This window comes from Mesorhizobium sophorae, from assembly GCF_002270415.1.
Lineage (GTDB): Bacteria > Pseudomonadota > Alphaproteobacteria > Rhizobiales > Rhizobiaceae > Mesorhizobium > Mesorhizobium sophorae.
Genome location: NZ_NNRI01000001.1, coordinates 384,131 through 405,271 on the forward strand (window position 1 = coordinate 384,131; position 21,141 = coordinate 405,271).

The 21,141-nt window shown below is 63.4% G+C and carries 20 protein-coding genes; 16 read left to right on the forward strand and 4 right to left on the reverse strand.

Annotated features, from left to right (window positions below; translation table 11 throughout):
- Nucleotides 1–7: 7 nt before the first annotated feature.
- The 9 genes from CGZ66_RS01560 (at nt 8) to derI (ending at nt 9,775) form a co-directional block, all read left to right on the forward strand.
- Nucleotides 8–664 carry a DUF2291 family protein gene (locus tag CGZ66_RS01560; RefSeq protein ID WP_095080784.1) on the forward strand — a complete coding sequence of 219 codons (657 nt, stop codon included), beginning with the start codon at nt 8–10 and terminating at the stop codon, nt 662–664.
- Nucleotides 661–2,202 carry a sugar ABC transporter ATP-binding protein gene (locus CGZ66_RS01565; protein WP_095080785.1) on the forward strand — a complete coding sequence of 514 codons (1,542 nt, stop codon included), beginning with the start codon at nt 661–663 and terminating at the stop codon, nt 2,200–2,202. Before CGZ66_RS01560 ends, CGZ66_RS01565 begins: the two co-directional genes overlap by 4 nt.
- Before the next feature lie 26 nt (nt 2,203–2,228).
- Nucleotides 2,229–3,362, forward strand: a complete 1,134-nt coding sequence (locus CGZ66_RS01570; protein ID WP_095081090.1) for an ABC transporter permease — start codon at nt 2,229–2,231, stop codon at nt 3,360–3,362.
- 39 nt (nt 3,363–3,401) lie between these two features.
- The gene (locus tag CGZ66_RS01575; RefSeq protein ID WP_095081092.1) at nt 3,402–4,343 is read left to right on the forward strand and encodes a D-ribose ABC transporter substrate-binding protein; all 942 of its coding nucleotides are present in this window, start codon (nt 3,402–3,404) and stop codon (nt 4,341–4,343) included.
- 106 nt (nt 4,344–4,449) lie between these two features.
- On the forward strand, nt 4,450–6,024 hold the full coding sequence (locus tag CGZ66_RS01580; RefSeq protein WP_095080789.1) for an FGGY-family carbohydrate kinase: 1,575 nt from the start codon (nt 4,450–4,452) through the stop codon (nt 6,022–6,024).
- Nucleotides 6,025–6,028: 4 nt separating this feature from the next.
- A complete protein-coding gene (locus tag CGZ66_RS01585) occupies nt 6,029–7,537 on the forward strand; it encodes a glycerol-3-phosphate dehydrogenase (protein ID WP_095080794.1) in 1,509 nt (502 codons plus the stop codon).
- A complete protein-coding gene (locus CGZ66_RS01590) occupies nt 7,537–8,475 on the forward strand; it encodes a sugar phosphate isomerase/epimerase family protein (RefSeq protein WP_095080797.1) in 939 nt (312 codons plus the stop codon). Before CGZ66_RS01585 ends, CGZ66_RS01590 begins: the two co-directional genes overlap by 1 nt.
- Before the next feature lie 62 nt (nt 8,476–8,537).
- Nucleotides 8,538–9,305, forward strand: a complete 768-nt coding sequence (locus CGZ66_RS01595) for a triose-phosphate isomerase (protein WP_095080800.1) — start codon at nt 8,538–8,540, stop codon at nt 9,303–9,305.
- 32 nt (nt 9,306–9,337) lie between these two features.
- Nucleotides 9,338–9,775 (forward strand): D-erythrulose-4-phosphate isomerase, encoded by a 438-nt coding sequence (gene derI / locus CGZ66_RS01600; RefSeq protein WP_095080806.1) that lies wholly within the window; start codon nt 9,338–9,340, stop codon nt 9,773–9,775.
- Between the two features lie 19 nt (nt 9,776–9,794).
- On the opposite strand, the gene dhaL is transcribed toward derI, so the two are convergent.
- The 4 genes from dhaL to CGZ66_RS01620 all read right to left on the reverse strand — a co-directional run bounded on the left by dhaL (nt 9,795) and on the right by CGZ66_RS01620 (nt 13,480).
- Nucleotides 9,795–10,436: a dihydroxyacetone kinase subunit DhaL gene (gene dhaL, locus CGZ66_RS01605; protein WP_095080810.1), complete on the reverse strand. Its 642-nt coding sequence runs from the start codon at nt 10,434–10,436 to the stop codon at nt 9,795–9,797.
- Nucleotides 10,437–10,519: 83 nt separating this feature from the next.
- The gene (locus CGZ66_RS01610; RefSeq protein WP_095081093.1) at nt 10,520–11,527 is read right to left on the reverse strand and encodes a dihydroxyacetone kinase subunit DhaK; all 1,008 of its coding nucleotides are present in this window, start codon (nt 11,525–11,527) and stop codon (nt 10,520–10,522) included.
- Nucleotides 11,528–11,670: 143 nt separating this feature from the next.
- On the reverse strand, nt 11,671–12,447 hold the full coding sequence (locus CGZ66_RS01615; protein ID WP_095080812.1) for a GntR family transcriptional regulator: 777 nt from the start codon (nt 12,445–12,447) through the stop codon (nt 11,671–11,673).
- Nucleotides 12,437–13,480 (reverse strand): Gfo/Idh/MocA family protein, encoded by a 1,044-nt coding sequence (locus CGZ66_RS01620; RefSeq protein ID WP_095080818.1) that lies wholly within the window; start codon nt 13,478–13,480, stop codon nt 12,437–12,439. Before CGZ66_RS01620 ends, CGZ66_RS01615 begins: the two co-directional genes overlap by 11 nt.
- Before the next feature lie 187 nt (nt 13,481–13,667).
- On the opposite strand from CGZ66_RS01620, the gene CGZ66_RS01625 reads away from it, so the two are divergent.
- From CGZ66_RS01625 to CGZ66_RS01655, 7 genes are all read left to right on the forward strand, one after another.
- Nucleotides 13,668–14,927 (forward strand): ABC transporter substrate-binding protein, encoded by a 1,260-nt coding sequence (locus CGZ66_RS01625; RefSeq protein ID WP_167391943.1) that lies wholly within the window; start codon nt 13,668–13,670, stop codon nt 14,925–14,927.
- A gap of 99 nt (nt 14,928–15,026) precedes the next feature.
- The gene (locus tag CGZ66_RS01630; RefSeq protein ID WP_095080821.1) at nt 15,027–15,914 is read left to right on the forward strand and encodes a carbohydrate ABC transporter permease; all 888 of its coding nucleotides are present in this window, start codon (nt 15,027–15,029) and stop codon (nt 15,912–15,914) included.
- Nucleotides 15,915–15,943: 29 nt separating this feature from the next.
- Nucleotides 15,944–16,798 carry an ABC transporter permease subunit gene (locus CGZ66_RS01635; RefSeq protein WP_095081095.1) on the forward strand — a complete coding sequence of 285 codons (855 nt, stop codon included), beginning with the start codon at nt 15,944–15,946 and terminating at the stop codon, nt 16,796–16,798.
- Nucleotides 16,799–16,862: 64 nt separating this feature from the next.
- Entirely contained in the window at nt 16,863–17,906 is a 1,044-nt protein-coding gene (locus CGZ66_RS01640; RefSeq protein WP_095080822.1) for an SIS domain-containing protein, read from the forward strand.
- On the forward strand, nt 17,906–18,835 hold the full coding sequence (locus CGZ66_RS01645) for an ROK family protein (protein WP_167391944.1): 930 nt from the start codon (nt 17,906–17,908) through the stop codon (nt 18,833–18,835). The genes CGZ66_RS01640 and CGZ66_RS01645 overlap by 1 nt, the downstream gene beginning before the upstream one ends.
- Before the next feature lie 4 nt (nt 18,836–18,839).
- Nucleotides 18,840–19,931 (forward strand): ABC transporter ATP-binding protein, encoded by a 1,092-nt coding sequence (locus CGZ66_RS01650; RefSeq protein ID WP_095080823.1) that lies wholly within the window; start codon nt 18,840–18,842, stop codon nt 19,929–19,931.
- A 210-nt stretch (nt 19,932–20,141) separates the two neighbouring features.
- Nucleotides 20,142–21,140, forward strand: a complete 999-nt coding sequence (locus CGZ66_RS01655) for an ABC transporter ATP-binding protein (RefSeq protein ID WP_095080824.1) — start codon at nt 20,142–20,144, stop codon at nt 21,138–21,140.
- Nucleotide 21,141: the final 1 nt, after the last annotated feature.

The window sequence follows — 21,141 nt, forward strand, 5'->3', positions numbered from 1 at the left end:
TTGCATCATGAGCGCGAAGGCCACCACCGCATCGGCCCGGCAGGTCTCGCCCGGCCTGCGCCGCATCCTTGCCGGCGCCGCGGTTGTCGTCCTGCTCGGCGCCATGGCGCTCGACACCAAGGTGGTCAGGATTGGATCCGCAGGCGACGTTCGCAGCGCCGTCTTTTCGGCGGCCGACTATGGCAAGTCGGAATTTCCCAAGGTGCAGGCCGATGTCGAAGCGCGAGCGGCCGACGCGGTGACGGTGGCAACGGCGATCGCCAAGGACAGGGCGACGGCCGAGAAGGAATACGGCGTGCCGGCGGGCGTCGGACCGGTCATCTCGGTCAAGTTCACCGGCGTCGTCGGCGAGGGAAAATCGGGCATCTACAAGGTCGCCGTCGAGGGCGTGCCGGACACGCTGCAGGTTCGCGTGCAGACGGGGCCGGCGATCAACGGCACCGAGCTGCGTGACGCCACCGGCAAGATCACATTTGGCCAGTTCACCAATCAGATCGAATACCAGGACGCCGGCTCGGCGCTGAACAACGAGATGAAGAAGGAAGTCCTGGCAAAGGTCGATACGAGCGCCCTGGCCGGCAAGACCATATCGGTGGTCGGCGCGTTCAAGCTGGTCAATCCAAAGAGCTGGCTGGTCACTCCGGTGAGGCTGGAGGTGCAATGATACCGGCTGCCGACACCGCGCCCGCGAATGGCGACGCCGTGCTTTCTGCGCGCAACATCGTCATGTCGTATGGCGGCGTTCACGCGCTCAAGGGCGTCAATTTCGACATCCATCGCGGCAAGGTCACCACGCTGTTCGGCGAGAATGGCGCCGGCAAGTCGACGCTGATGAAGATCCTGTCCGGCGTCGTCACGCCGACATCGGGCGACATCGTGCTCGACGGCAATCTCGTCAGTTTTTCCTCGTCCTCGGACGCGCGCGATCGCGGCATCTCCATCATCCACCAGGAACTCAGCCTGGCGCCGAACCTCAGTGTTCGCGACAACATCTTCATGGGCCGCGAACTGCGCACCAGGACCGGCCTCGACTTCGCCGAGGAATCGCGCCAGGCGCGCGCGCTGATGGCCGATCTCGAAGAGGACATCGACCCGATGACCCTGGTCGAGGATTTGCGCCTCGGCCAGCAGCAGATCGTCGAGATCGCGCGGGCGCTGTCGGTCGACTCGCGCATCCTCATCATGGACGAACCGACCTCGGCGCTCAGCGCGACCGAGGTGGAGGTGCTGTTCAAGGTGATCCGTGACCTGACCAGCCGCGGCGTTTCCATCGTCTACATTTCACATCACCTCGAAGAGGCTCTGCAGATCACCGACTACGCCGTTGTCTTGCGCGACGGCGCGATAACGGCAACGGCCGAAGCCCGGGACATCGATCTCGAGTGGATCGTCCGCAACATGGTCGGCGAGAACTTCGATCTCGGCTCGCCGCCGACCGGCCATGCGTTCGGCGAGGTCGCCCTGTCGATCGAGGATGTCAGCGTCATAGACGCTTCGGGCTCGGGCTATTCCGTCGTCGATCATCTGTCGCTGGACGTCAGGGCGGGCGAGATCGTCTGCATCTATGGGCTGATGGGCGCCGGACGTACGGAATTGCTGGAAGCCGTCGCCGGGCGGATGCCGATGGCGGGCGGCCGGGCGCTGCTGGAAGGCGAGGATGTCTCGAGACTGAGCATAGCCCAGCGCATCGCCAAAGGTCTTGTGCTTGTCCCCGAGGACCGCCAGCGCGACGGGCTGGTGCAGACGATGACCGTCGGCCGCAATCTCTCGCTTGCCAGCATCGAGGCGTTCGCAAAAGGCCTGTTTCTGTCCCGCTCCCGGGAGCGGGAGCTGGTCGAAGACTCAATCCGCAAGGTGACCGTCAAGACCGCGGGCGGCAATGCCATGATTGGATCGCTGTCGGGCGGCAATCAGCAGAAGGTCGTCATCGGCAAGATGCTGACGACCAACCCCAAGGTCATCCTCCTCGACGAGCCGAGCCGCGGCATCGATGTCGGCGCCAAGGCAGAGGTCTTCCGTTTGCTGAGCGAACGCGCCGCGCAGGGCCTGGCGGTTGTCTTCTCGACCTCCGAGGTCAACGAGTGCCTCAGCATCGCGCACCGGATCGTGGTGATGCGCCGGGGCAGGATTTCAGCGGAATTCGGCGCCAGCGCCACCAAAGAGCAGATCATGGCCGCCTCCGGCGAAGCCGTGGTCGCCTGATCACCATGAATATCGGAGCCCCGATCATGACCGACGTCAGCCAGGCCAGAAAACAGTCCAGTGCAAGCGCGCGCGGCGAAGGCTTCGATCTCGCCAAGCTGTTGCTCGAGGGCCGGGCCTTCTTTGCCCTGATCGTCATCATCGTCGTCTTCTCGATCCTGTCGCCCTACTACCTCTCGGTGGCGAATTTCCTGACCATGGCCTCGCATGTCGCCATCTTCGGAATTCTCGCGGTCGGCATGCTGCTCGTCATCCTCAATGGCGGCATCGATCTGTCGGTGGGGTCGACGCTGGGCTTGGCCGGCGTCGTTGCCGGATTTTTGATGCAAGGCGTGACACTGACCTGGCTGGGCGTCGTTCTCTACCCGCCGGTCTGGGTGGTCGCGGTGATTGCCTGCATGCTGGGCGCCGGTGTCGGGCTGATCAACGGCGTGCTCATCGCGCGCTTCAAGGTTCCGGCCTTCGTCGCCACGCTGGGCGTCATGTACATGGCCCGCGGCCTGGCGCTGCTGATGACCAGCGGCCTGACCTACAACAACCTCGGCGGCAAGCCGGAACTAGGAAACACCGGCTTCGACGCGCTCGGCTTCAACCGCCTGTTCGGCGTGCCGACCGGCGTGGTGGTTCTGGTGGTCATCGCACTCATCGGCAGCATCGTCTTGAACCGCACCGCCTTCGGGCGTTGGCTTTACGCATCAGGCGGCAACGAGCGAGCGGCTGAACTGTCCGGTGTTCCGGTCAAGACGGTGCAGGTTTCTGTCTATGTGCTGTCAGGCATCTGTGCCGCCATTGCCGGCCTGATCCTGTCCTCGCAGCTGACGTCGGCGGGTCCGACCGCCGGCACCACCTACGAATTGACGGCCATTGCGGCCGTCGTCATCGGCGGCGCGGCGCTGACCGGAGGGCGCGGTAACATCCGCGGAACCCTGCTCGGCGCCTTCGTCATCGGCTTCCTTTCCGACGGTCTGGTGATCATCGGTATCTCGTCCTACTGGCAGACAGTGTTCACCGGCGCCGTCATCGTGCTCGCCGTGCTGCTCAATGCCGTTCAGTATCGCCGCCGTAGCAAGCTCCCGGCTTCGACGGGCGGCCAACCGACTTCTCAGCAACGGGGGAAGGCCGAGCCGGCCAATCCTGCCCAAGGGAAGACTGCCAGGTGACTGGCAGCAACACCGCGTAAATCATTTGGAGGAATGTATATGAAAACCATGCTGAAAAGTCTGCTTGCCGCTGCGATGGTTGTCGGGTTTACGGCCGCCGCGTCGGCCGCAGGCCTGATCTCGATCATCGTCAATGATCCGGCCAACCCCTACTGGCTGACGGAAGGCAATGTCGCCAAGGCCGAAGCCGAGAAGCTCGGCTATACGGCCAACGTCGCCGCCCACAAGGGCGACACCAACACGGAAAGCAACCTGATCGACACCGCCATCACCAACAAGTCCGTGGCGATCATCCTTGATCCGGCCAATGCCGACGGCTCGGTCGGTGCGGTGAAGAAGGCGATTGCCGCCAACATCCCGGTTTTCCTTGTCAACGCCGAGATCAATCAGGAAGGTCTCGCCAAGGGGCAGCTCGTTTCCAACAATGCCCAGGGTGCTGCTCTGGGCGCCCAGCAATGGGTGCAGGCAGTCGGCGAAAAGGGCAAATATGTCGAACTGCTCGGCGCCCCGTCGGACAATAATGCCGCCACGCGCTCGAACGGTTACGCGACCGTGCTGAGCCAATATCCGGACCTCGAAAAGGCTGCCTCGCAGGTCGCCGACTGGGATCGTACCAAGGGCCACGACAAGATGCAGAGCATGCTGCAGGCCAATCCCGACATCATCGCCGTGATCAGCGGCAATGACGAAATGGCGCTCGGCGCGGTTGCCGCGCTGAAGGAAGCCGGTAAGCTCTCCGGCATCAAGGTCGGCGGCTTCGACGGCTCTCCGGACGCGGTTGCAGCAATCAAGTCCGGCGAATTGCAGTACACCGTGCTGCAGCCAGTCGCCATCTTCTCGGCCAAGGCCGTGCAGCAGGCGGACTCGTTCATCAAGTCGGGCGCCACCGGTGCGGCGACCGAGAAGCAGCTGTTCGATTGCCTTCTCATCACCAAGGACAATGTCGACAAGTACACCGCACCCTTCGTGCTGTCGGAATGAAACCTGCACAGGGGGTGTCCTTGCGGACACTCCCTGCCTCTTCTACGGCTTCAGACAACAAAGATAGCCTTGTGAACTGCCTTCATAACCAAGCGGAATTTGCGGCATGAAAGACCTGCTGATCGGGATCGACGCGGGAACGTCGGTGATCAAATCGGTCGCGTTCGATCTGTCCGGTCGGCAGCTCGCCATGACGTCGGTGAACAACAGCTTCGTCACGCTGGAGGGCGGCGGCGCCGAGCAGGACCTCGATCAGACCTGGCGCGACATGGCGCGGACCGTTCGTGACCTGGCCACCAAAATTCCCGACCTCGCGCAACGAACCGCGGCGGTTGCCATCACCGGGCAGGGCGACGGAACCTGGCTGATCGATGGCGACGGCTTGCCGGTCGGGCGCGCGTGGCTGTGGCTCGACGCCCGCGCCGGACACCTGGTGGACGAGATGCGCGCCGATCCCCGCGATCGCACGCGGTTTGAACTGACCGGTACTGGGCTCAACTCCTGCCAGCAGGGCGCCCAGCTTGCCTTTATGAAAAAGAACGATCCGGACATGCTGAAGCAGGCGGCGACCGCACTGCATTGCAAGGATTGGCTCTACTTCAAGATGACGGGTGAACGCGCCACCGACCCGTCCGAAGGAACCTTCACCTTCGGCGATTTTCGCTCGCGCAGCTATTCCGACGAAGTCTTCGACATTCTGGATCTGGCGACGCATCGCTGCCTGTTGCCTCCCATGCTTGAGGGCACCACCGACCATCACCCGCTATCGCGATCGGCGGCAAGAGAGACCGGCCTGCTCGAAGGTACGCCGGTTGTGCTGGGTTATGTGGATATGGTCATGACAGCGCTGGGAGCCGGCCTCTATGATCGGAGCGGCAATGTCGGCTGCACGGTCATCGGCTCGACCGGCATACATACCCGCTTCGCCCGCACACCTGGCGATGTCGTGCTCAACGGCGATGGGTCCGGCTACACGATCGCCATGCCTATTCCGGGTGCCTTCGCGCAATTGCAGTCCAACATGGCGGCGACGCTCAACATCGACTGGCTGCTTGGCCTCGCGCGCGACGTGCTCGCCGCCGGCGGCGCCGAACTCTCGCGCGACGATTTACTGAAAGCGCTCGACGTCTGGGTGGAAGGATCGGAGCCGGGATCGCTGGTCTACCAGCCCTATATTTCGCTCGCCGGCGAACGCGGACCGTTCGTCGACCCTGATGCGCGCGCAGGCTTCATCGGCCTTTCGGTCAAGCACGGCTTCGGCGATCTGGCACGCGCCGTCCTCGAGGGATTGGCCTTCGCCGCCCGCGATTGCTACCAGGCGATGGGCACGATGCCGGGCGAGATCCGGCTGTCGGGCGGCGCCGCGCGCAGCCCGTCCCTGCGTCGCATCATCTCGGCGGCGACTCGGGCGCAAGTCCGAACGAGCAGCCGCCAGGAAGCAGGTGCTGCAGGTGCGGCGATGATGGCCGCGGTCGGCCTTGGCGTCTATCGATCGATGGACGACTGCGCCGCCGAGTGGGTGACGCCGCTTCTCGGCGACTGCGATGCCTATGACGAGGCGCTTTCGCAAAGCTACGATGCGCTCTTCCCTTCCTTCGTTGCGGCGCGCCAGGCGCTTCGGCCGGTGTGGAAAACCATGGCGCACCGGCCGCTCACCCGCATCCCGGGTGCACAGGAGTAAGGTCTTGAGTGATATAGTTGATCTCTTTGTGATTGGCGGCGGCGTCAACGGGGCCGGCATCGCGCGTGATGCGGCAGGTCGCGGGCTGTCCGTCATCCTGTGCGAAAAGGACGATCTGGCGCAAGGCACCAGCTCTCGCTCCGGCAAGCTGGTGCATGGCGGCCTGCGCTATCTGGAATATTATGAATTCCGGCTGGTTCGCGAGGCGCTGATCGAACGCGAAGTGCTGCTCGAGGCGGCGCCGCACATCATCTGGCCCATGCGCTTCGTTCTTCCGCATAGCCCCGAAGACAGGCCGGCGTGGTTGGTCCGGCTCGGACTGTTTCTTTACGATCACCTTGGCGGCCGCAAGCGGCTGCCGGGAACCAGGACGCTCGATCTCAGAACAGCGCCGGAAGGGGCGCCGATCAAGGACGAATTCAAGCGCGGTTTCGAATATTCCGACTGCTGGGTCGACGATGCGCGCCTTGTGCTGCTCAACGCCCTGGACGCCAGCCAGCGTGGCGCCAGCGTGTTTACGCGGACCGCTTGTGTCGCCGCCCGCCGCGAAGACGGACTGTGGTCGATCGACATGCAGGATGGCCGCACGGGCGCGGTGACGAAAATCCGCGCGCGGGCGCTGGTCAATGCGGCAGGGCCGTGGGTCAACGACATTGTCAGCCGCGTCGCCGGGCAGAATTCCACCCGCAATGTTCGGCTTGTAAAGGGCAGCCATATCGTCGTGCCCAAATTCTGGGAGGGACGGCAGGCCTATCTCATCCAGAACAGCGACAAGCGGGTGATCTTCGTCAACCCCTACGAGAACGATCTGGCGCTGATCGGCACGACCGACATTCCCTACGAAGGCAGGCCGGAGGAAGTGGCCGCCGAGCCAAGCGAAGTCGACTATCTGATCAAGGTGGTCAATCGCTATTTCAAACGACAGCTGACACCACGGGACGTGGTCTACAGCTTCTCCGGCGTGCGCCCGCTCTATGATGACAATGCCGATAATCCGAGCGCGGTGACGCGCGACTATATTTTCGAACTCGACGCCCCGAGCGGCAGCGCACCGCTGCTGTCGGTGTTTGGCGGCAAAATCACCACCTTCCGCAAGCTGTCCGAACATGCGCTGGAAAAAATCCAGCCGTTCTTTCCGGCGATGAAGAAAGCCTGGACTGCCAAAATTCCCTTGCCGGGGGGCGACCTGCCGAACGCAGACTTCGAACAGTTCCTGGGCGACCTGCACACCGAGTTTCCGTGGCTCGGCCCGTCGCTGGTGAAGCACTACGCTCGAAGCTATGGCACCCGTGCCAGGCAATTGCTCGCCGGCACGCAAAGCGAGGCGGATCTCGGCCGCCGCTTCGGATCCGACTTTTATGAACGGGAGGCAAAGTTCCTGGTCGACACCGAATGGGCCGGCACATCAGCCGACATACTGGAGCGCCGCACCAAACATGGCCTGCATATCGATGCAGCCGAGCGGAAGACGTTCGAAGACTGGTTCGGCAACATCATGGCGGTGGCGGACTGATGGCTTTCACGCTTTCCCTCAACACCAATCCGCTGGTCAACCGCTTTGCCGATCCCGATGACCTGATCGATGCCATTGCCTATGGCATCGGCATCCGCGACGTGCAGCTGACGCATGAATTCGTCAATCCGGGCTGGCCGGCGGCGACGATTGCCAAATTCCTGCGCTTGTTCAACCGGGCGCTTTCGCGGACCGGCGTCAGGATCACCTCCGGCATGACCGGACCCTACGGCCGGCTCAATCATTTCGGCCATCCGGATCCCGATGTCCGGCGCTACTATGTCGACTGGTTCAAGACCTTCGCCGACATTTCCGCCGAACTCGGTGCTCCAGGCATGGGCACGCAATTCGCAATATTCACCTACAGGGACTTTGACGATCCGCAGCGGCGCGCTGCACTTTTCGACATCGCGCTTGAATGCTGGCGCGAGGTGGCCGAACACGCCAAGGCGGCGGGGCTGACATACCTGTTCTGGGAGCCGATGTCGGTGGGCCGGGAATTTGGTCACACCATCGAAAGCTGTGTCACGCTGCAGAGTGCCATCGATGCGGCCAAGCTGCCGATTCCGATGAAGATGATGGTGGATATCGACCATGGCGACGTCACCTCGCCAAAACCTGACGACACCGATCCTTATGCTTGGGCGAAGGCATTTCCACTGCAGTCGCCGATCATCCACATCAAGCAGTCTTCGATGAACAAGGGTGGACATTGGCCGTTCACCGCTGCCTACAACAAAGACGGCCGCATAGTTCCGCAGAAGCTGCTCGACACCGTGCGGCAGGGTGGCGGAACCGACAACGAAATTTGCCTTGAACTTTCCTTCCGGGAGAGGGAACCGGTCGATCATCAGGTTATCGAGATGATCCGCCAGTCGGTGGATTTCTGGGCACCTTACATCGACAGCGGGCGCGACAGTCTCAAGCCTCGGGCCTGAACGGATACGTCGCCTGAAGCCGTCGCCGATGGCGGCCGCAAAAGGATCGAAGGAGAAAAAGAATGGCCCCATATTGGGTCGGCACGAGCTGGAAGATGAACAAGACGCTGGCGGAGGCGCTCCAGTTCGCCGATGTGCTGGCGGCGTTCGTGCCTGGTTTCGATCAGGCGATACAACCGTTCGTCATTCCGCCGTTCACCGCCGTGCGCGAGGTCAAGGCGGCGCTGGCCAAGACCCGCGTGAAGGTCGGCGCCCAGAACATGCATTGGGCCGACGCCGGCGCCTGGACGGGAGAGGTTTCGCCGGTGATGCTCAGGGATTGTGGGCTCGATCTGATCGAACTCGGCCATAGCGAGCGTCGCGAGCATTTCGGTGAAACTGATGTGACTGTCGGATTGAAGACGGCGGCGGCGGTCAGGCACGGCTTCGTGCCGCTGATCTGCGTCGGCGAGACGCTGACCGAGCGCGAAGACGGTAGCGCCGATGACGTTTTGACCGCGCAGGTTCTCGGTGCGCTGCAAGGTCTGAAGGACGCTGAACTGTCGGCCGAAATCCTCTTTGCCTACGAGCCTGTCTGGGCGATCGGCGAGAAGGGCATCCCGGCCAGCGCCGACTATGCCGACAAGCAGCAGGCGCTGATCAAACAGGTCGCCGCAAGCCGGTTGCCGAACGCGCCGCCCGTGCTTTACGGCGGCAGCGTCAATCCCGGCAACGCGGCCGAACTGATCGGCCAGCCGCATGTCGATGGCCTGTTCATAGGCCGCTCGGCGTGGCAAGCGGAAGGCTACATTGACATCCTGAAAAAGGCGTGGGCCGCCATCGAGCGCTGACCGTTACAGTAAGAAGCAAAGGAGTTCATTCCATGAAAATCGCACTCGGAGCCGACAGCGCCGGCAAGCCGCTGCTCGACGTCATCGCCAAGCATCTCGCCACGAAGCCGGAGCTGCAGGTGATTGATCTTAGCCAGGCCGGATATTACGCCGACATCGCCGCCAAGGTCGGGCACGAAATTCTGGACGGCAACTACGACCGGGCCATCCTGTTCTGCGGCACCGGCATTGGCGTCAGCATATCCGCCAACAAAGTCCCGGGGATTCGCGCCGCATTGACCCACGATACCTATTCCGCCGAGCGCGCCGCCAAGTCCAACAACGCACAGATCATCACCATGGGCGCCCGCGTCATCGGTCCCGAACTGGCGAAATCGATCGCCGACGCATGGCTGGCCTCGGAGTTCGATCCGAACGGCCCCTCCGCCGCAAACGTGCAGGCCATCGACAAGCTCGACAGCAAGCGCTGAAGGCGGGACTCGCTCCTGATCAGCCGGTCAGGGCGATCCGCATCGCCTCGATCACGGATACGGCGGACGCGGCGCCTGGGTCCATATGGCCAAGCGAGCGTTCGCCGAGGCGCGACGCCCGGCCCTTGGCGGCGATCATCGCCTTGGTCGCTTCCGCACCTGACTTAGCCGCCTGGGCAGCAGCCTCGAGACTGCCCGCCAGACCCTTGCCGGAGGCCAGCGCCTCGCCCGCCGCCTGCGCTGCCGGACCCCATGCATCCATCATCGTCTTTTCGCCCGGCTCGGCCTTGCCGCGATCCTGAATGCCCTTGGCCATGGCCTGGAACATTGCGACGGCGTCGGCGTCATCGAGCGACGTCTTGCCCTTCACGGCTGCCGCGCCGCGCATGAACGCAGTGGCATAGAGCGGACCCGAGGAGGCGCCGACGGCATTCAGAAACGACTTTGCCGCGGTGTTCAGCAAGGTGGTGGGATCGGTGGCTCCGGTGTCCAGTGCCGCTACCGCATCACGTGCCGCGGAAAATCCGAGCTCCATCGCAATGCCATGGTCGGCGTCGCCGATAATACCGTCAAGTGCGCACAGCCGGTCCCTGTCTGCTGACATCGCGTCCGCGATGGCCGCGAACATGCCGGCAAGGCGGGCGGTGTCGATTGTCGTCATGTCTTTGTCCCTTGCCGCTGAAGGTCTATTGTTTGACCATGAACTTTTCCGAAAACCGGAACCCCACTTTTCGGGATCATGGTCTAGCCGGCGCGAAACATGGCGCAGTCGCAGGGGTGGTCCAGCATCGCCTGCAACTCGCCGTCGAGCCGATGTAACGTGATTGAGGCCCCGGCCATTTCGAGTGAGGTGCAGTAATTGCCGACCCAGGTTGCGTGAATGGACACACCGATGTCATCAAGCCGGCGCTTCACCCGCCGGTTCATGATGTAGAGTTCCATCAGCGGCGTCGAACCGAGCGAATTGACGAGCACGGCGACCTTGTCGCCGCGTGCCGGCGCCATCTCGTCGAGGATCTTGTCCAGCATTTCGTCGGTGATCTCGTCGGCCGTTTTCAGTTTTCCGCGCGCGATGCCGGGCTCGCCGTGGATGCCCATCCCGATCTCCATCTCGTCAGGCCCGATCTCGAAATTCGGCCGGCGGGTCTGCGGCAGCGAACAGGGCGACAGCGCGACGCCCATGGTGAAGGTGTGGTCGTTGGCTTTCCCGGCGATGCGCTCGCATTCGTCGAAGGACAGCATCCGGTCGCAGGCAGCACCGGCCGCCTTGAAGATGAAGAAATTGCCGGCAACGCCGCGCCTCTTGTGCCGCTGGTCGCGCGGTGCCGAGGCGACGTCGTCGGTGCTCAGCACCGTGCGCACCTTGATGTCGTCCATATCAGCCATCTCGGCCGCCATGTCGAAATTCATCACGTCGCCGGCATAGTTGCCGTACATGAACAGGACGCCGGCGCCGCCACTGACCGCCCTGGCGCATTCGAGGATCGGGTCTGGCGGCGGCGAGGCGAAGACGTTGCCGATGGCCGCCGCATCGGCCAGCCCCTTGCCGACGAAGCCAAGAAAGCTCGGCTCGTGCCCCGAGCCGCCGCCGATGACGAGGCCCACCTTGCCTTGGCGCGGTCCGTCGCGGGCGATGATCGAGCGTGAACTGCCGTCGACGCTCTTGAGATGGCGGGGATGCGCGGCCAGGATGCCTTCCAGCATCTCGTCGACGGCGCGGTTGCCGTCATTGATGATCTTCTTGGTCTGCACCCGCAGCCTCCCGATTTCGATATTTTTGCAGATAGTACCGGGTGTTATCGGGATTTCCACCCGGCAAAAAAGCATTTCACGCGTTGCGGTGTTCGCGCGCCGCCGTTGTTGACAAGCATGCCTGGACGGTTGCGATCCAGCGGCTAGCCAGCGGCGCGCCCCGCCGACCTGCCTGTCCGCGAAAACGACGTGCGAAGGCGATAGCGGTCGCCGGCATATCGGATTGTCGACGACAGTAGCGGCCGGCCGGTCGCATCGACGATGAGCTGACGCATCACCAGGGTGGATTTGCCGACGTCGATGTCGAGGTGGCGCGCAAGGGTAGGATCGGCGCCACGCGCCTCGATCGTGGTTTCGGCGCGCGCCAGATCAACGCCGGCATCGATCAGCAAGCCGAACAGCGACGCGGTGCGGAAGTCGACGCGGCCGAGATCGGGGACGAGGGCGAGGGCGAAGAACGAGGTGTCGACGGCGACCGGTACCTGGTCGAGGCGGCGGATCCTTTCCAGGTGGAACAGCGTCGCGCCGGGTGCGATCGACAGCTCCTCGGCCTCGTCCAGCGAGGCAGGTGCTTCCTCGGCGCGCAACACGTCGGAGGAGGGCGCCAGACCGAGACGCCTGGCGGTCTCGCTGAAGGATTCCAGCGTGTTGGGAAACTCCTTCGGCACCTTGGCCGAAACATACCAGCCGCGCCCGTGCGAAGGCGTCAGCACGCCTTCTTCGACAAGACTTTGCAGGGCCCGGCGCAAGGTCACCCTGCTGATCGACATGCGCGTGAACAGATCGCGCTCGGGCGGCAGCCGCGCGCCCGAAGCAAGCCTGCCGGCGGCGATCTCCTGCAGGATCGCATCGGCCGCTTGTCGCCAGAGCGGTTCGGGTCCGTCCGACTGCAGTGGCGAGCCCTCCATTTCAGTTACCATCTGCCCTGATCTTTTCCCAGACGCCCGTTCGCATCGAACGGTAGCAGGCGTCAATTACGTGGTTGACGATGACGCCATCCTCGAAGGTTTCCAGTGGCGTCGTCCCAGCCGCGAAGTGTTCCACAAAATGCCGCATCTGTTGTGAAAAACCGTAGGCCCGGGTCTCCTCGGGCACCGGATAGACCCAGCCGGTCTCGGAATCCGCCTTCTCGACGAGGTAGCCCACCGGCTTTTCGATAAAACCCCAGACCGGGCCGACGGATGTGTCGGTGACGATACGGCCGGCCGAGCCAACCAGTTCATGGCGAAGCTGCATGCCGCCTTTTTCGATCCACGACGATTCGATCGTCGCGAGCTGGCCGCCGGCGAATTTCAGCAGCGCGATCGCCGTGTCTTCCCCGGTTGTCTTATCACCGTGGACCAGCGTTGCGCCCCACGCCATCACCTCGGTGATCTCGTTGTCCTTGCCGAAGAAGTGGCGGGCGCTTTCGACGGTGTGGCAGCCCATGTCGAGCAGGGCGCCGCCACCGGCCAACTCGGCGTTCCAGAAATGCGGCGCATGCGGCCCCGAATGTGCTTCCCGGGCGCGCATGGTGAGGAGATTGCCGATGCCGCCCGCCTGTATCATCTGGTGGGCCTTGGCGATGTTGGGTGAAAACACGGCGCATTCGGCATAGCCGTGCCAGATGCCGGCCCGCTGGACGATATCGAGGATTTCCTGCGCGTCCTTGCCCGTGCGCGCCAATGGCTTGGTGCAGATGACGGCCTTGCCGTGCCTTGCAGCGGTCCTGACGGCTTCGAGGTGGATCTCGTTGGGCAGCGCGATCACCACGAGCGCGACCGCCGGATCGGCACACAGGGCGTCGATATCCTTGTGGGCGGTGACCTTTGGACCCCACTTTTTCGCGAAGGCTTCGGCGCGCTCGAAGCTGCGCGAGGAGCAGGCCACGAGTTCGGCATTGCGTACGTCGAGCAACGAGTCCGCATAGGTCTCGGCGATGAAACCCGACCCCAGAATTCCAACTCCAATCATCAAGTCCTCCCAAATTTCTTGCCGTCGGTTTGGTGGCGCCCAGTCCGGACAACGACCATACAACAGGAAAAGACAACACAATACCACTTGTCACAACATGTATCAGTAGGTATGGTCCCAGGCAACAGTGCAAAATCGTGAATCCACACGGGGCACCATCTTGAGGGAGAGCAGGAAAATGCGTTCCATGCGTGTATCGATCCCGCTGGCGGCGACGCTTGGCGTGATGTTTTCAGGCGGCGTAGGCGCCGCTTTTGCCGACCCGGTCACCATCACCTTGAACAGCTGGCGGACCGAGGACATCGCGGTCTGGCAGGACACCATCCTGCCCGCCTTCGAAGCCAAGCATCCCGACATCAAGGTCGAGTTCGCGCCGATCAACACCAATGAGTACAATGCCGCCATCCAGTCGCAGATCGAAGGCGGCGCCGGCGGCGACCTGATCACCTGCCGCCCCTTCGACGTGAATCGCGAATGGATCAAGCGCGGCTATTTCGAATCCCTGGAAGGGCTGCCGGGCCTGGAGAACTTCGACAAGACGTCCCGTGCCGCATGGTCAGGCGCCGATGACAAGGCCTACTGCCTGCCGGTCGCCGCCGTGCTCGCCGGATTCTACTACAACGCCGACATCTTCAAGGAACTGGGTTTGAAGGTGCCGACCACCAGCGCCGAGTTCATCGATGTCCTGCAGGCGATCAAGAAGGACGGCCGCTATACGCCGCTGGCTTACGGCTCGGCCGAATCCTGGCAACTCGCCTACAACGGCCTCTACAGCATCGGCCCCGCCTATTGGAAAGGCGAGGAGGGCCGGCTCGGCCTGATCGACGGCAAGAAGAAACTGACCGATCCCGAATTCGTCGATGCCATCGCCGCCTTCGAGGCCTGGAAGCCGTTTCTGCCGGCCGGACAGGAGAGCCTGAACTATGCCGACATGACGCAGCTCTTCACGCTCGGCAAGGCGGCCATCCTGCCGGACGGCTCATGGGACATCAACCAGGCGACCTCGACCGGCCTCAATATCGGCGTGTTCGGTCCGCCGGTGCCGAAGGCGGGCGACCAGCGCTACCTGCAGGAAATGCCGGACATGGGCATCGGCATCAATGCCAAGAGCGCGCACAAGGAAGCGGCCAAGACCTTCCTCGACTGGGTCGCCGGCCCCGAATTCCAGGAGCTCTATGTCAACGCCGCCCCCGGCTTCTTTGCCATGAGCAGCAAGCCGGTCACCTACAAGAACAAGCTGGCGCAGGATTTCGCCGACCTCAAGAAAGGCGCTGAGCTGACGCCGCGGCTGGCGCTGGATCGCCTGAGCGCCGGCACGCCGCCGCTCGACGACGAGACCTGGCGTCTGCTGCAGGTGATGTTCACCAAGTCGGACGTCACGCCTCAGCAGGTCGCCACCGAGCTTCAGACCGGGCTCGCCTCCTGGTACGGACCGCAGAAGAAGTAATCCGGGAACGCCTTGCGCATGTCTTGCCAGCCGGCGAGGCATGCGCGAAGCCTTCGGGCACGCCGGCGCATCCAGCCGGCGTGAACAAGAGGTCATGAATTGATATCTCCCGCTGCCGCCTACAGAAACCTGTTGCTGTTCGTGCTGCCGGCCCTGGCCGTCTACCTGGTCTTTGCCGTGCTGCCGCTGGCGACCTCGATCGTAATGAGCTTCTTCCAGACCAGTGGCGCCTCTGGCGACACCTTTGTCGGCCTCGCCAATTACGAGCGCCTGTTCACGCATCCGACCATCAGCGCCCGCTTCTGGAACGCGCTTTTGAACAACATGCAGTATTTCGCCATCCATCTCATTGTCGAAGTGCCGATGGGCCTGCTGCTGGCGGCGTTGCTGACGTCGGGAAAACTGGCACGGTCGGAAGGCATCTACCGCACCTTGCTGTTCATACCGGCGACGCTGTCGGTGGTCATTGTCGGCTTCGTCTGGCGCCTGATCATCAACCCGCTCTGGGGCCTGGTCGGTTTTCCGCTGCTGGGCACGGAATCGACCGCACTCACCACGATTTCGCTGATGTCGGTCTGGCAGTATTTCGGCATCCCGATGGTCTTCCTTTACAGCGCCCTGCTGGCGGTGCCCAACGAGCTCGTCGAAGCCGCCAACATCGATGGCGCCGGCGGCTGGACGACGTTCTGGAAGATCAAGTTCCCGCTGATCGCGCCGCAATTCGGCCTGATCGCGATCCTCACCTACATCTGGACGTTCAACGGCTTCGACCTGGTGTTCGCGCTCAACGGATCGGCGCCCGGACCCAACTACAGCACCGACATCCTCGGCACCTATTTCTACCGGACCTTCTTCGGTTCGAGCGGGCAGCTTGCCGATCTCGACCTGGGTGCCGCGGTCGCGACGATCATCTTCCTCACGGTTCTGTTGGTGACATCGGTCTATTTCTGGCTGATCCAGCGCCGCCTGAAATCCTATTCGGTCTAGGAGCTGACATGAGCGCCCCGGACCTCACCATGCGAGTTGCCCGCCGCCGCCAGGACCGCGAGCCCTGGACGCTGGAGCGCATCATCGTCCACGCACTGCTGATCCTCTTTGTCCTGCTCGCCATAGGACCGGTGCTGATCGTCATCATCAATTCGCTGAAGACGACGCCGGCGATCTTCGGTGGTCCGTTCGACCTGCCGACGGCCAAGACCTTCAGCCTCGAAGGCTACAAGCGGGTCTTCACGCGCGGCAATTTCATCGTCAACTACCGCAACAGCCTGATCGTCACGGTGACGACGATCGTGCTGACGGTGGTCCTGTCAACGCTCGCCGCCTTCGCCCTGGTCGAATACCGTGTGCGGGTCGCCTCGCTGCTCGCTGGCCTGTTCGTGCTCGGCATCATGTTGCCGATCCGGCTCGGCACGATCCCGCTCATCCAGATGATGCTCGCCTGGAAGCTGATGGATACGCTGGCCGCCCTCATCCTCGTCTACACCGCCATGAGCATCCCGATCGCGGTAACGCTGATGGTCACCTATTTCCGCACCGTTCCGACAGATATCAAGGAAGCAGCGCGCATGGATGGCGCGAGCGAGCTGCGCACCTTCTGGATCGTGCTGCCTTTGGTCAGGCCCGGCCTCGCCGCGGTGGCCGCGCTGACCATGCTGCCGGTCTGGAACGACCTCTGGTTCCCGCTGATCCTGGCTCCAAGCCGGCAGAACCAGACGGTGACGCTCGGCGTGCAGCAATTCGTCGGCCAGTTCATGAACGACTATCCCGCACTTCTCGCCGCGCTGACGCTTGGCGCGGTGCCACTCGTCCTGCTGTTCACCCTGTTCTCGCGGCAATTCATCAGCGGCCTGAGCAAGGGCTACAGCAAATAGCCCGGCGTCATGGCCGACAGATTTTCGCAAGACTTCTACAATTTCGAACTGATGGAACATCAAGATGCAGATAGGCAAATACATCCGCCGGCAGCCTTCGACCCTGACCGGGCTGCCCGCCGCCATCGGCGCGGATCTGGATCGGTTCGCCAGCCTGCGCCAGAAGCCGCAGCGCATCGTGCTGCTTGGCACCGGCTCCTCGATGAATGCACTGCTGGCTGGCGCTGAAGCGCTGGAGGAGGGGACGGGCGCCTCGGTGATCGCCAAGGAGCCGGAGGCTTTCCTGCGCTTGCCGCCCAAGGCATCGGACCAGCGTACGCTGGTTCTGGCTGCCTCGCAGTCCGGCATGAGCATCACCACGATCGAAGCGGTGCGCCTGGCGGTGGCGCGCGGGTTTCCCACCCTTGTCATTACCGGTGAGGAGGGCAGCCTGATTACCGAGACCGGCGCCGAAGTGATCGTCATGCCGATCGGCCCGGAGACAGTCGGCCCGAAGACCATGGGCTATACCGCCACCGTCATCTCGGTGCTGGCGGTTGCCGCCAAGCTAGCCAACAAGACGGTCGATCTGTCGAAGCTTCTCGGACAACTGGAGCAGACAGCGGAAACCGGTCTCGCCGCAGCGAAGGATCTGGTCGCCCGCTTCGGCGTCCCGGATTACATACTGGTCGCCGGACAGGCGACGCATCTCGGCACCGCGCTCGAGGCATCGCTCAAGATCGCCGAGATCAGCGGCGTGCCGACAGCCGCCTTCGACACCGAGGAGGCGTTGCATGGGCATGTCTATGGAACAACGGACAAAAGCCTGGTGATCGCCATCGCGCAGACCGAAGCCGAGGCGAAGGTCGCGGCCAATCTCGGCGAGGCTCTGGCCGAACTCGGGCCACGTGCGGTCGTCCTCAACCTCTCCGGCCATCCGACTCGCTTCGACCTCGATGTCAGTTGGCCGACGGCGGCGGAGCAGCAATGGCTCGCCGGTTGCTGGGCGCCGATCCCGCTGCAATGGTATGGCTGCGAACTGGCGATCGCGCGTGGCATCGATCCGGACAAGATGATCTATCCCAATCTCGGACGCAGGCTCAACGTGCGCATCCGCAAGGAGGCCTGATGGTAACCGCGATCGGAATCGACATTGGCGGCAGCCTGGTCAAGCTCGGCGCCGTCGACGGTTCGGGCAAGGTGCTGGCGCGCGGCGCTGTCCCGGTGCATCGGGATATCGAGTTCGCGGATTTCGTCCATCTGGTCACCAAGGCCACCGACGAGCTGACGCGGCAGTATCCGGACATCACGGCCATTGGCATTGGTGTGCCGGGCACGCCAAATCCCGAGACCGGTATGCTGAATGGCCGATGCCCGGCGATCCCGGCGCTGTTGAAGGGTTCGCTGTCAAGACTGTTCGGCATTCGCTTCGGCGTCCCGGCCATCGTCCGCAACGATGCCGTCTGCGCCACCCATGGCGAGATGCGGCACGGCGCCGGCCGTCCCTTCTCCCGCTTTGCGCTGCTGACGCTCGGCACCGGCATTGGCGGCGCCATGGTAATCGACCGCAAGGTGATCGACGGCCCGGACGGGTTGCCGCCACAGCTTGGCTGCATCTCGCTCGATCCGGCCCGCACCGACATTGCCGATCCGGTGCCTGGCATGGTCGAGAACCTCGCCAGCGCCCGCGCGCTGGTCAACCGCTATCGCCAGCTCAAGCCGGACACCGACGCCACCAACGCCGAGGCGGTCTGCGATCTTGCCAAGGAAGGCGACCCCATCGCGCTGCAGGTCGTCGACGAGGTGGCGCGCTGGCTCGGTCAGATGATCGGCATCATGTCGAACATGCTCAACATCGAGGCGGCGATCATCGGCGGCGGTCTGGCGCTGGCCGGCCCTTTCTTCACCGATCGCATCGCCCGCAATGTCAGGGATTTCGTGCTGCTGAAGCCCGGCCGCCCGCCTTTGATCGTGGCGGTGGAACACGGCAATGACGCCGGCGTGATCGGTGCCGCGGCACTGGCGCTCGACATGTTCGCGCCCACGGCAAGGGAGTAGCGCCATGGCAGACGTCGAACTGAAGAAGGTTTCGAAGAGCTTCCAGAATCTGAAGGTGGTGCACGATATCGATCTCGACATCGCCGAGGGCGAATTCGTCGTCCTCGTCGGGCCGTCCGGCTGCGGCAAGTCGACGACACTGCGCATGGTGGCGGGACTGGACAGGCCGAGCGGCGGCGAGATCCATATCGGCGGCAAGCTGGTCAACAACGTCCAGGCCAGGGATCGCGACATCGCGATGGTCTTCCAGAGCTACGCGCTCTATCCGCAGATGACGGTCGCGCAGAACATGGCTTTCGGCCTGCGCATCCGCAAGGTGCCGGACGGCGAGGTGACGCAGCGCATCGCCCGTGTCGCCGACATTCTCGACCTCAGCGAACTGCTGCAGCGTAAGCCGCACCAGTTGTCTGGCGGCCAACGCCAGCGCGTCGCGATGGGCCGCGCCATGGTGCGGCAGCCGAAGGTGTTCCTGTTCGACGAACCGCTCTCCAACCTCGACGCCAAGCTCAGGGTGAAGATGCGCGCCGAGATCAAGAAGCTGCACCAGATGGTCGCCACCACGACGGTCTATGTCACCCATGATCAGGTCGAGGCGATGACGCTGGCCGATCGCGTCGTGGTGATGAACAAGGGGCGCATCGAGCAGATCGGGCCGCCCAACGATCTCTACCATGAACCGGCCAGCCGCTTCGTCGCCGGCTTCATCGGCAGCCCCGGCATGAACTTCTTCAAGTGCCGCCTGGAAGCGCGCGGCGACCGGCTCGCGGTCGTGCTCGGTGATGGCACCGCTCTCGCCGTCCCGGCTGCCCGTACCGCACGCTATGCCGGCCATGTCGGGCGCGAACTCGAATTCGGCCTGCGTCCCGAGCACATCACCGAGCAGCGCGAGCGGCCCGACGTCGTCGACATCAAGGCGCCGGTCGAGGTGGTCGAGCCGATGGGCATGGAGACGCTGCTGCATGTGCTGATCGCCGGCGCGGAGGCGACGGCGCGCATCGATCCCGCTTCGACGCCGAAGCCGGGCGAGGTGGCGACACTCTCGCTCGGCATGGCCCATATGCACCTGCTCGATCCCGACAGTGGCAGGGTGATCTGAACCTGCCGGCGTACCGTCACGACACGCAAAGGGGTGGGCGCGGAGGATAGCCGGTTCCCTGCCACATTTTCACGTGTCAGAGAGCAAAAACAATATATTATTTGTTGACAAATATAATTTTGGAGCGAATTTTTAGGCACGGTTTCGAATGACCGTGATGGTTCCCAGCAGGCACGGCCATCTCACCGCAGTCCCAGGAATTTGCCGGTCATGATCGACATCCAAAGCGTGTCAAAATCCTTCGTGACCAGGGACGCCGATCCTGTCCGTGCGCTGAACGAAGTCAGCCTCGAAATCTTCGACAATGAGTTCTTCACCCTGCTTGGCCCGTCCGGTTGCGGCAAGACGACCCTCTTGCGGCTGATAGCCGGCTTCGAGGCGCCAAGCTCGGGCGCCATCCGCATCGCCGGCAGCGATGTCGCCGCCTTGCCGCCGCAGAAACGGCCGGTCAACACGGTGTTCCAGAGCTACGCGCTGTTCCCGCATATGAGCGTCGCCGAGAATGTTGCGTTCGGGCTGGAAATGCAGAACGCGCCGAAATCGCTGATCGACGAGCGCGTCAGGGAAGCACTGGAAATGGTGCGGCTCGAAGGCTTCGCCACGCGCCGCCCGGCGCAACTGTCGGGCGGCCAGCAGCAGCGCGTCGCGGTGGCGCGTGCCCTTGCTCCGAAGCCGAGCGTGCTTTTGCTCGACGAGCCGCTGTCGGCCCTCGACCTCAAGCTGCGCAAGGGCATGCAGAGCGAATTGAAGCGGCTGCAGCGCGAAACCGGCATCACCTTCGTGCTGGTCACCCACGACCAGGAGGAGGCGCTCGCCATGTCCGATGGGATCGCGGTAATGCGCAGTGGCGACGTGCTGCAGGTCGGCACGCCGCGCGACATCTACGACAATCCGCAGGACCGCTTCGTTGCCGATTTCATCGGTGAGTCCAACCTGCTGCCGGGGGCATTGCTTGGTCGCGACCCGGCGAAGACGATCGTCGTGCGGCCCGAACACATCGTCGTCTCGCCGGCATCCGATGACGCCACAGGCCACGCCAGGGGGGCGGTGTCAGCCATCACCTTCCTCGGCTCCGACACCCTCTACGAAATTGTCCTGGAAGAGGGAGCGAGACTGCAGTCGCGCTCGCGCGGTCGTGCGGCATTGGCGACAGGCGACAGGGTCGTCGTCGACTGGGCCCGCGACGTCGAACGCGAACTGGCGAACTGAG

Bases quoted from the DNA above. Each gene is read 5' to 3' on its own strand.
- CGZ66_RS01570 (WP_095081090.1), top strand. From the start codon at position 2,229: ATGACCGACGTCAGCCAGGCCAGAAAACAGTCCAGTGCAAGCGCGCGC.
- CGZ66_RS01650 (WP_095080823.1), top strand. From the start codon at position 18,840: ATGGCAGACGTCGAACTGAAGAAGGTTTCGAAGAGCTTCCAGAATCTG.
- dhaL (WP_095080810.1), bottom strand. From the start codon at position 10,436: ATGACGACAATCGACACCGCCCGCCTTGCCGGCATGTTCGCGGCCATC.
- CGZ66_RS01645 (WP_167391944.1), top strand. From the start codon at position 17,906: ATGGTAACCGCGATCGGAATCGACATTGGCGGCAGCCTGGTCAAGCTC.
- CGZ66_RS01590 (WP_095080797.1), top strand. From the start codon at position 7,537: ATGGCTTTCACGCTTTCCCTCAACACCAATCCGCTGGTCAACCGCTTT.
- derI (WP_095080806.1), top strand. From the start codon at position 9,338: ATGAAAATCGCACTCGGAGCCGACAGCGCCGGCAAGCCGCTGCTCGAC.
- CGZ66_RS01635 (WP_095081095.1), top strand. From the start codon at position 15,944: ATGCGAGTTGCCCGCCGCCGCCAGGACCGCGAGCCCTGGACGCTGGAG.
- CGZ66_RS01625 (WP_167391943.1), top strand. From the start codon at position 13,668: ATGCGTGTATCGATCCCGCTGGCGGCGACGCTTGGCGTGATGTTTTCA.
- CGZ66_RS01620 (WP_095080818.1), bottom strand. From the start codon at position 13,480: ATGATTGGAGTTGGAATTCTGGGGTCGGGTTTCATCGCCGAGACCTAT.
- CGZ66_RS01575 (WP_095081092.1), top strand. From the start codon at position 3,402: ATGAAAACCATGCTGAAAAGTCTGCTTGCCGCTGCGATGGTTGTCGGG.
- CGZ66_RS01640 (WP_095080822.1), top strand. From the start codon at position 16,863: ATGCAGATAGGCAAATACATCCGCCGGCAGCCTTCGACCCTGACCGGG.
- CGZ66_RS01595 (WP_095080800.1), top strand. From the start codon at position 8,538: ATGGCCCCATATTGGGTCGGCACGAGCTGGAAGATGAACAAGACGCTG.
- CGZ66_RS01615 (WP_095080812.1), bottom strand. From the start codon at position 12,447: ATGGTAACTGAAATGGAGGGCTCGCCACTGCAGTCGGACGGACCCGAA.
- CGZ66_RS01580 (WP_095080789.1), top strand. From the start codon at position 4,450: ATGAAAGACCTGCTGATCGGGATCGACGCGGGAACGTCGGTGATCAAA.
- CGZ66_RS01565 (WP_095080785.1), top strand. From the start codon at position 661: ATGATACCGGCTGCCGACACCGCGCCCGCGAATGGCGACGCCGTGCTT.
- CGZ66_RS01655 (WP_095080824.1), top strand. From the start codon at position 20,142: ATGATCGACATCCAAAGCGTGTCAAAATCCTTCGTGACCAGGGACGCC.
- CGZ66_RS01560 (WP_095080784.1), top strand. From the start codon at position 8: ATGAGCGCGAAGGCCACCACCGCATCGGCCCGGCAGGTCTCGCCCGGC.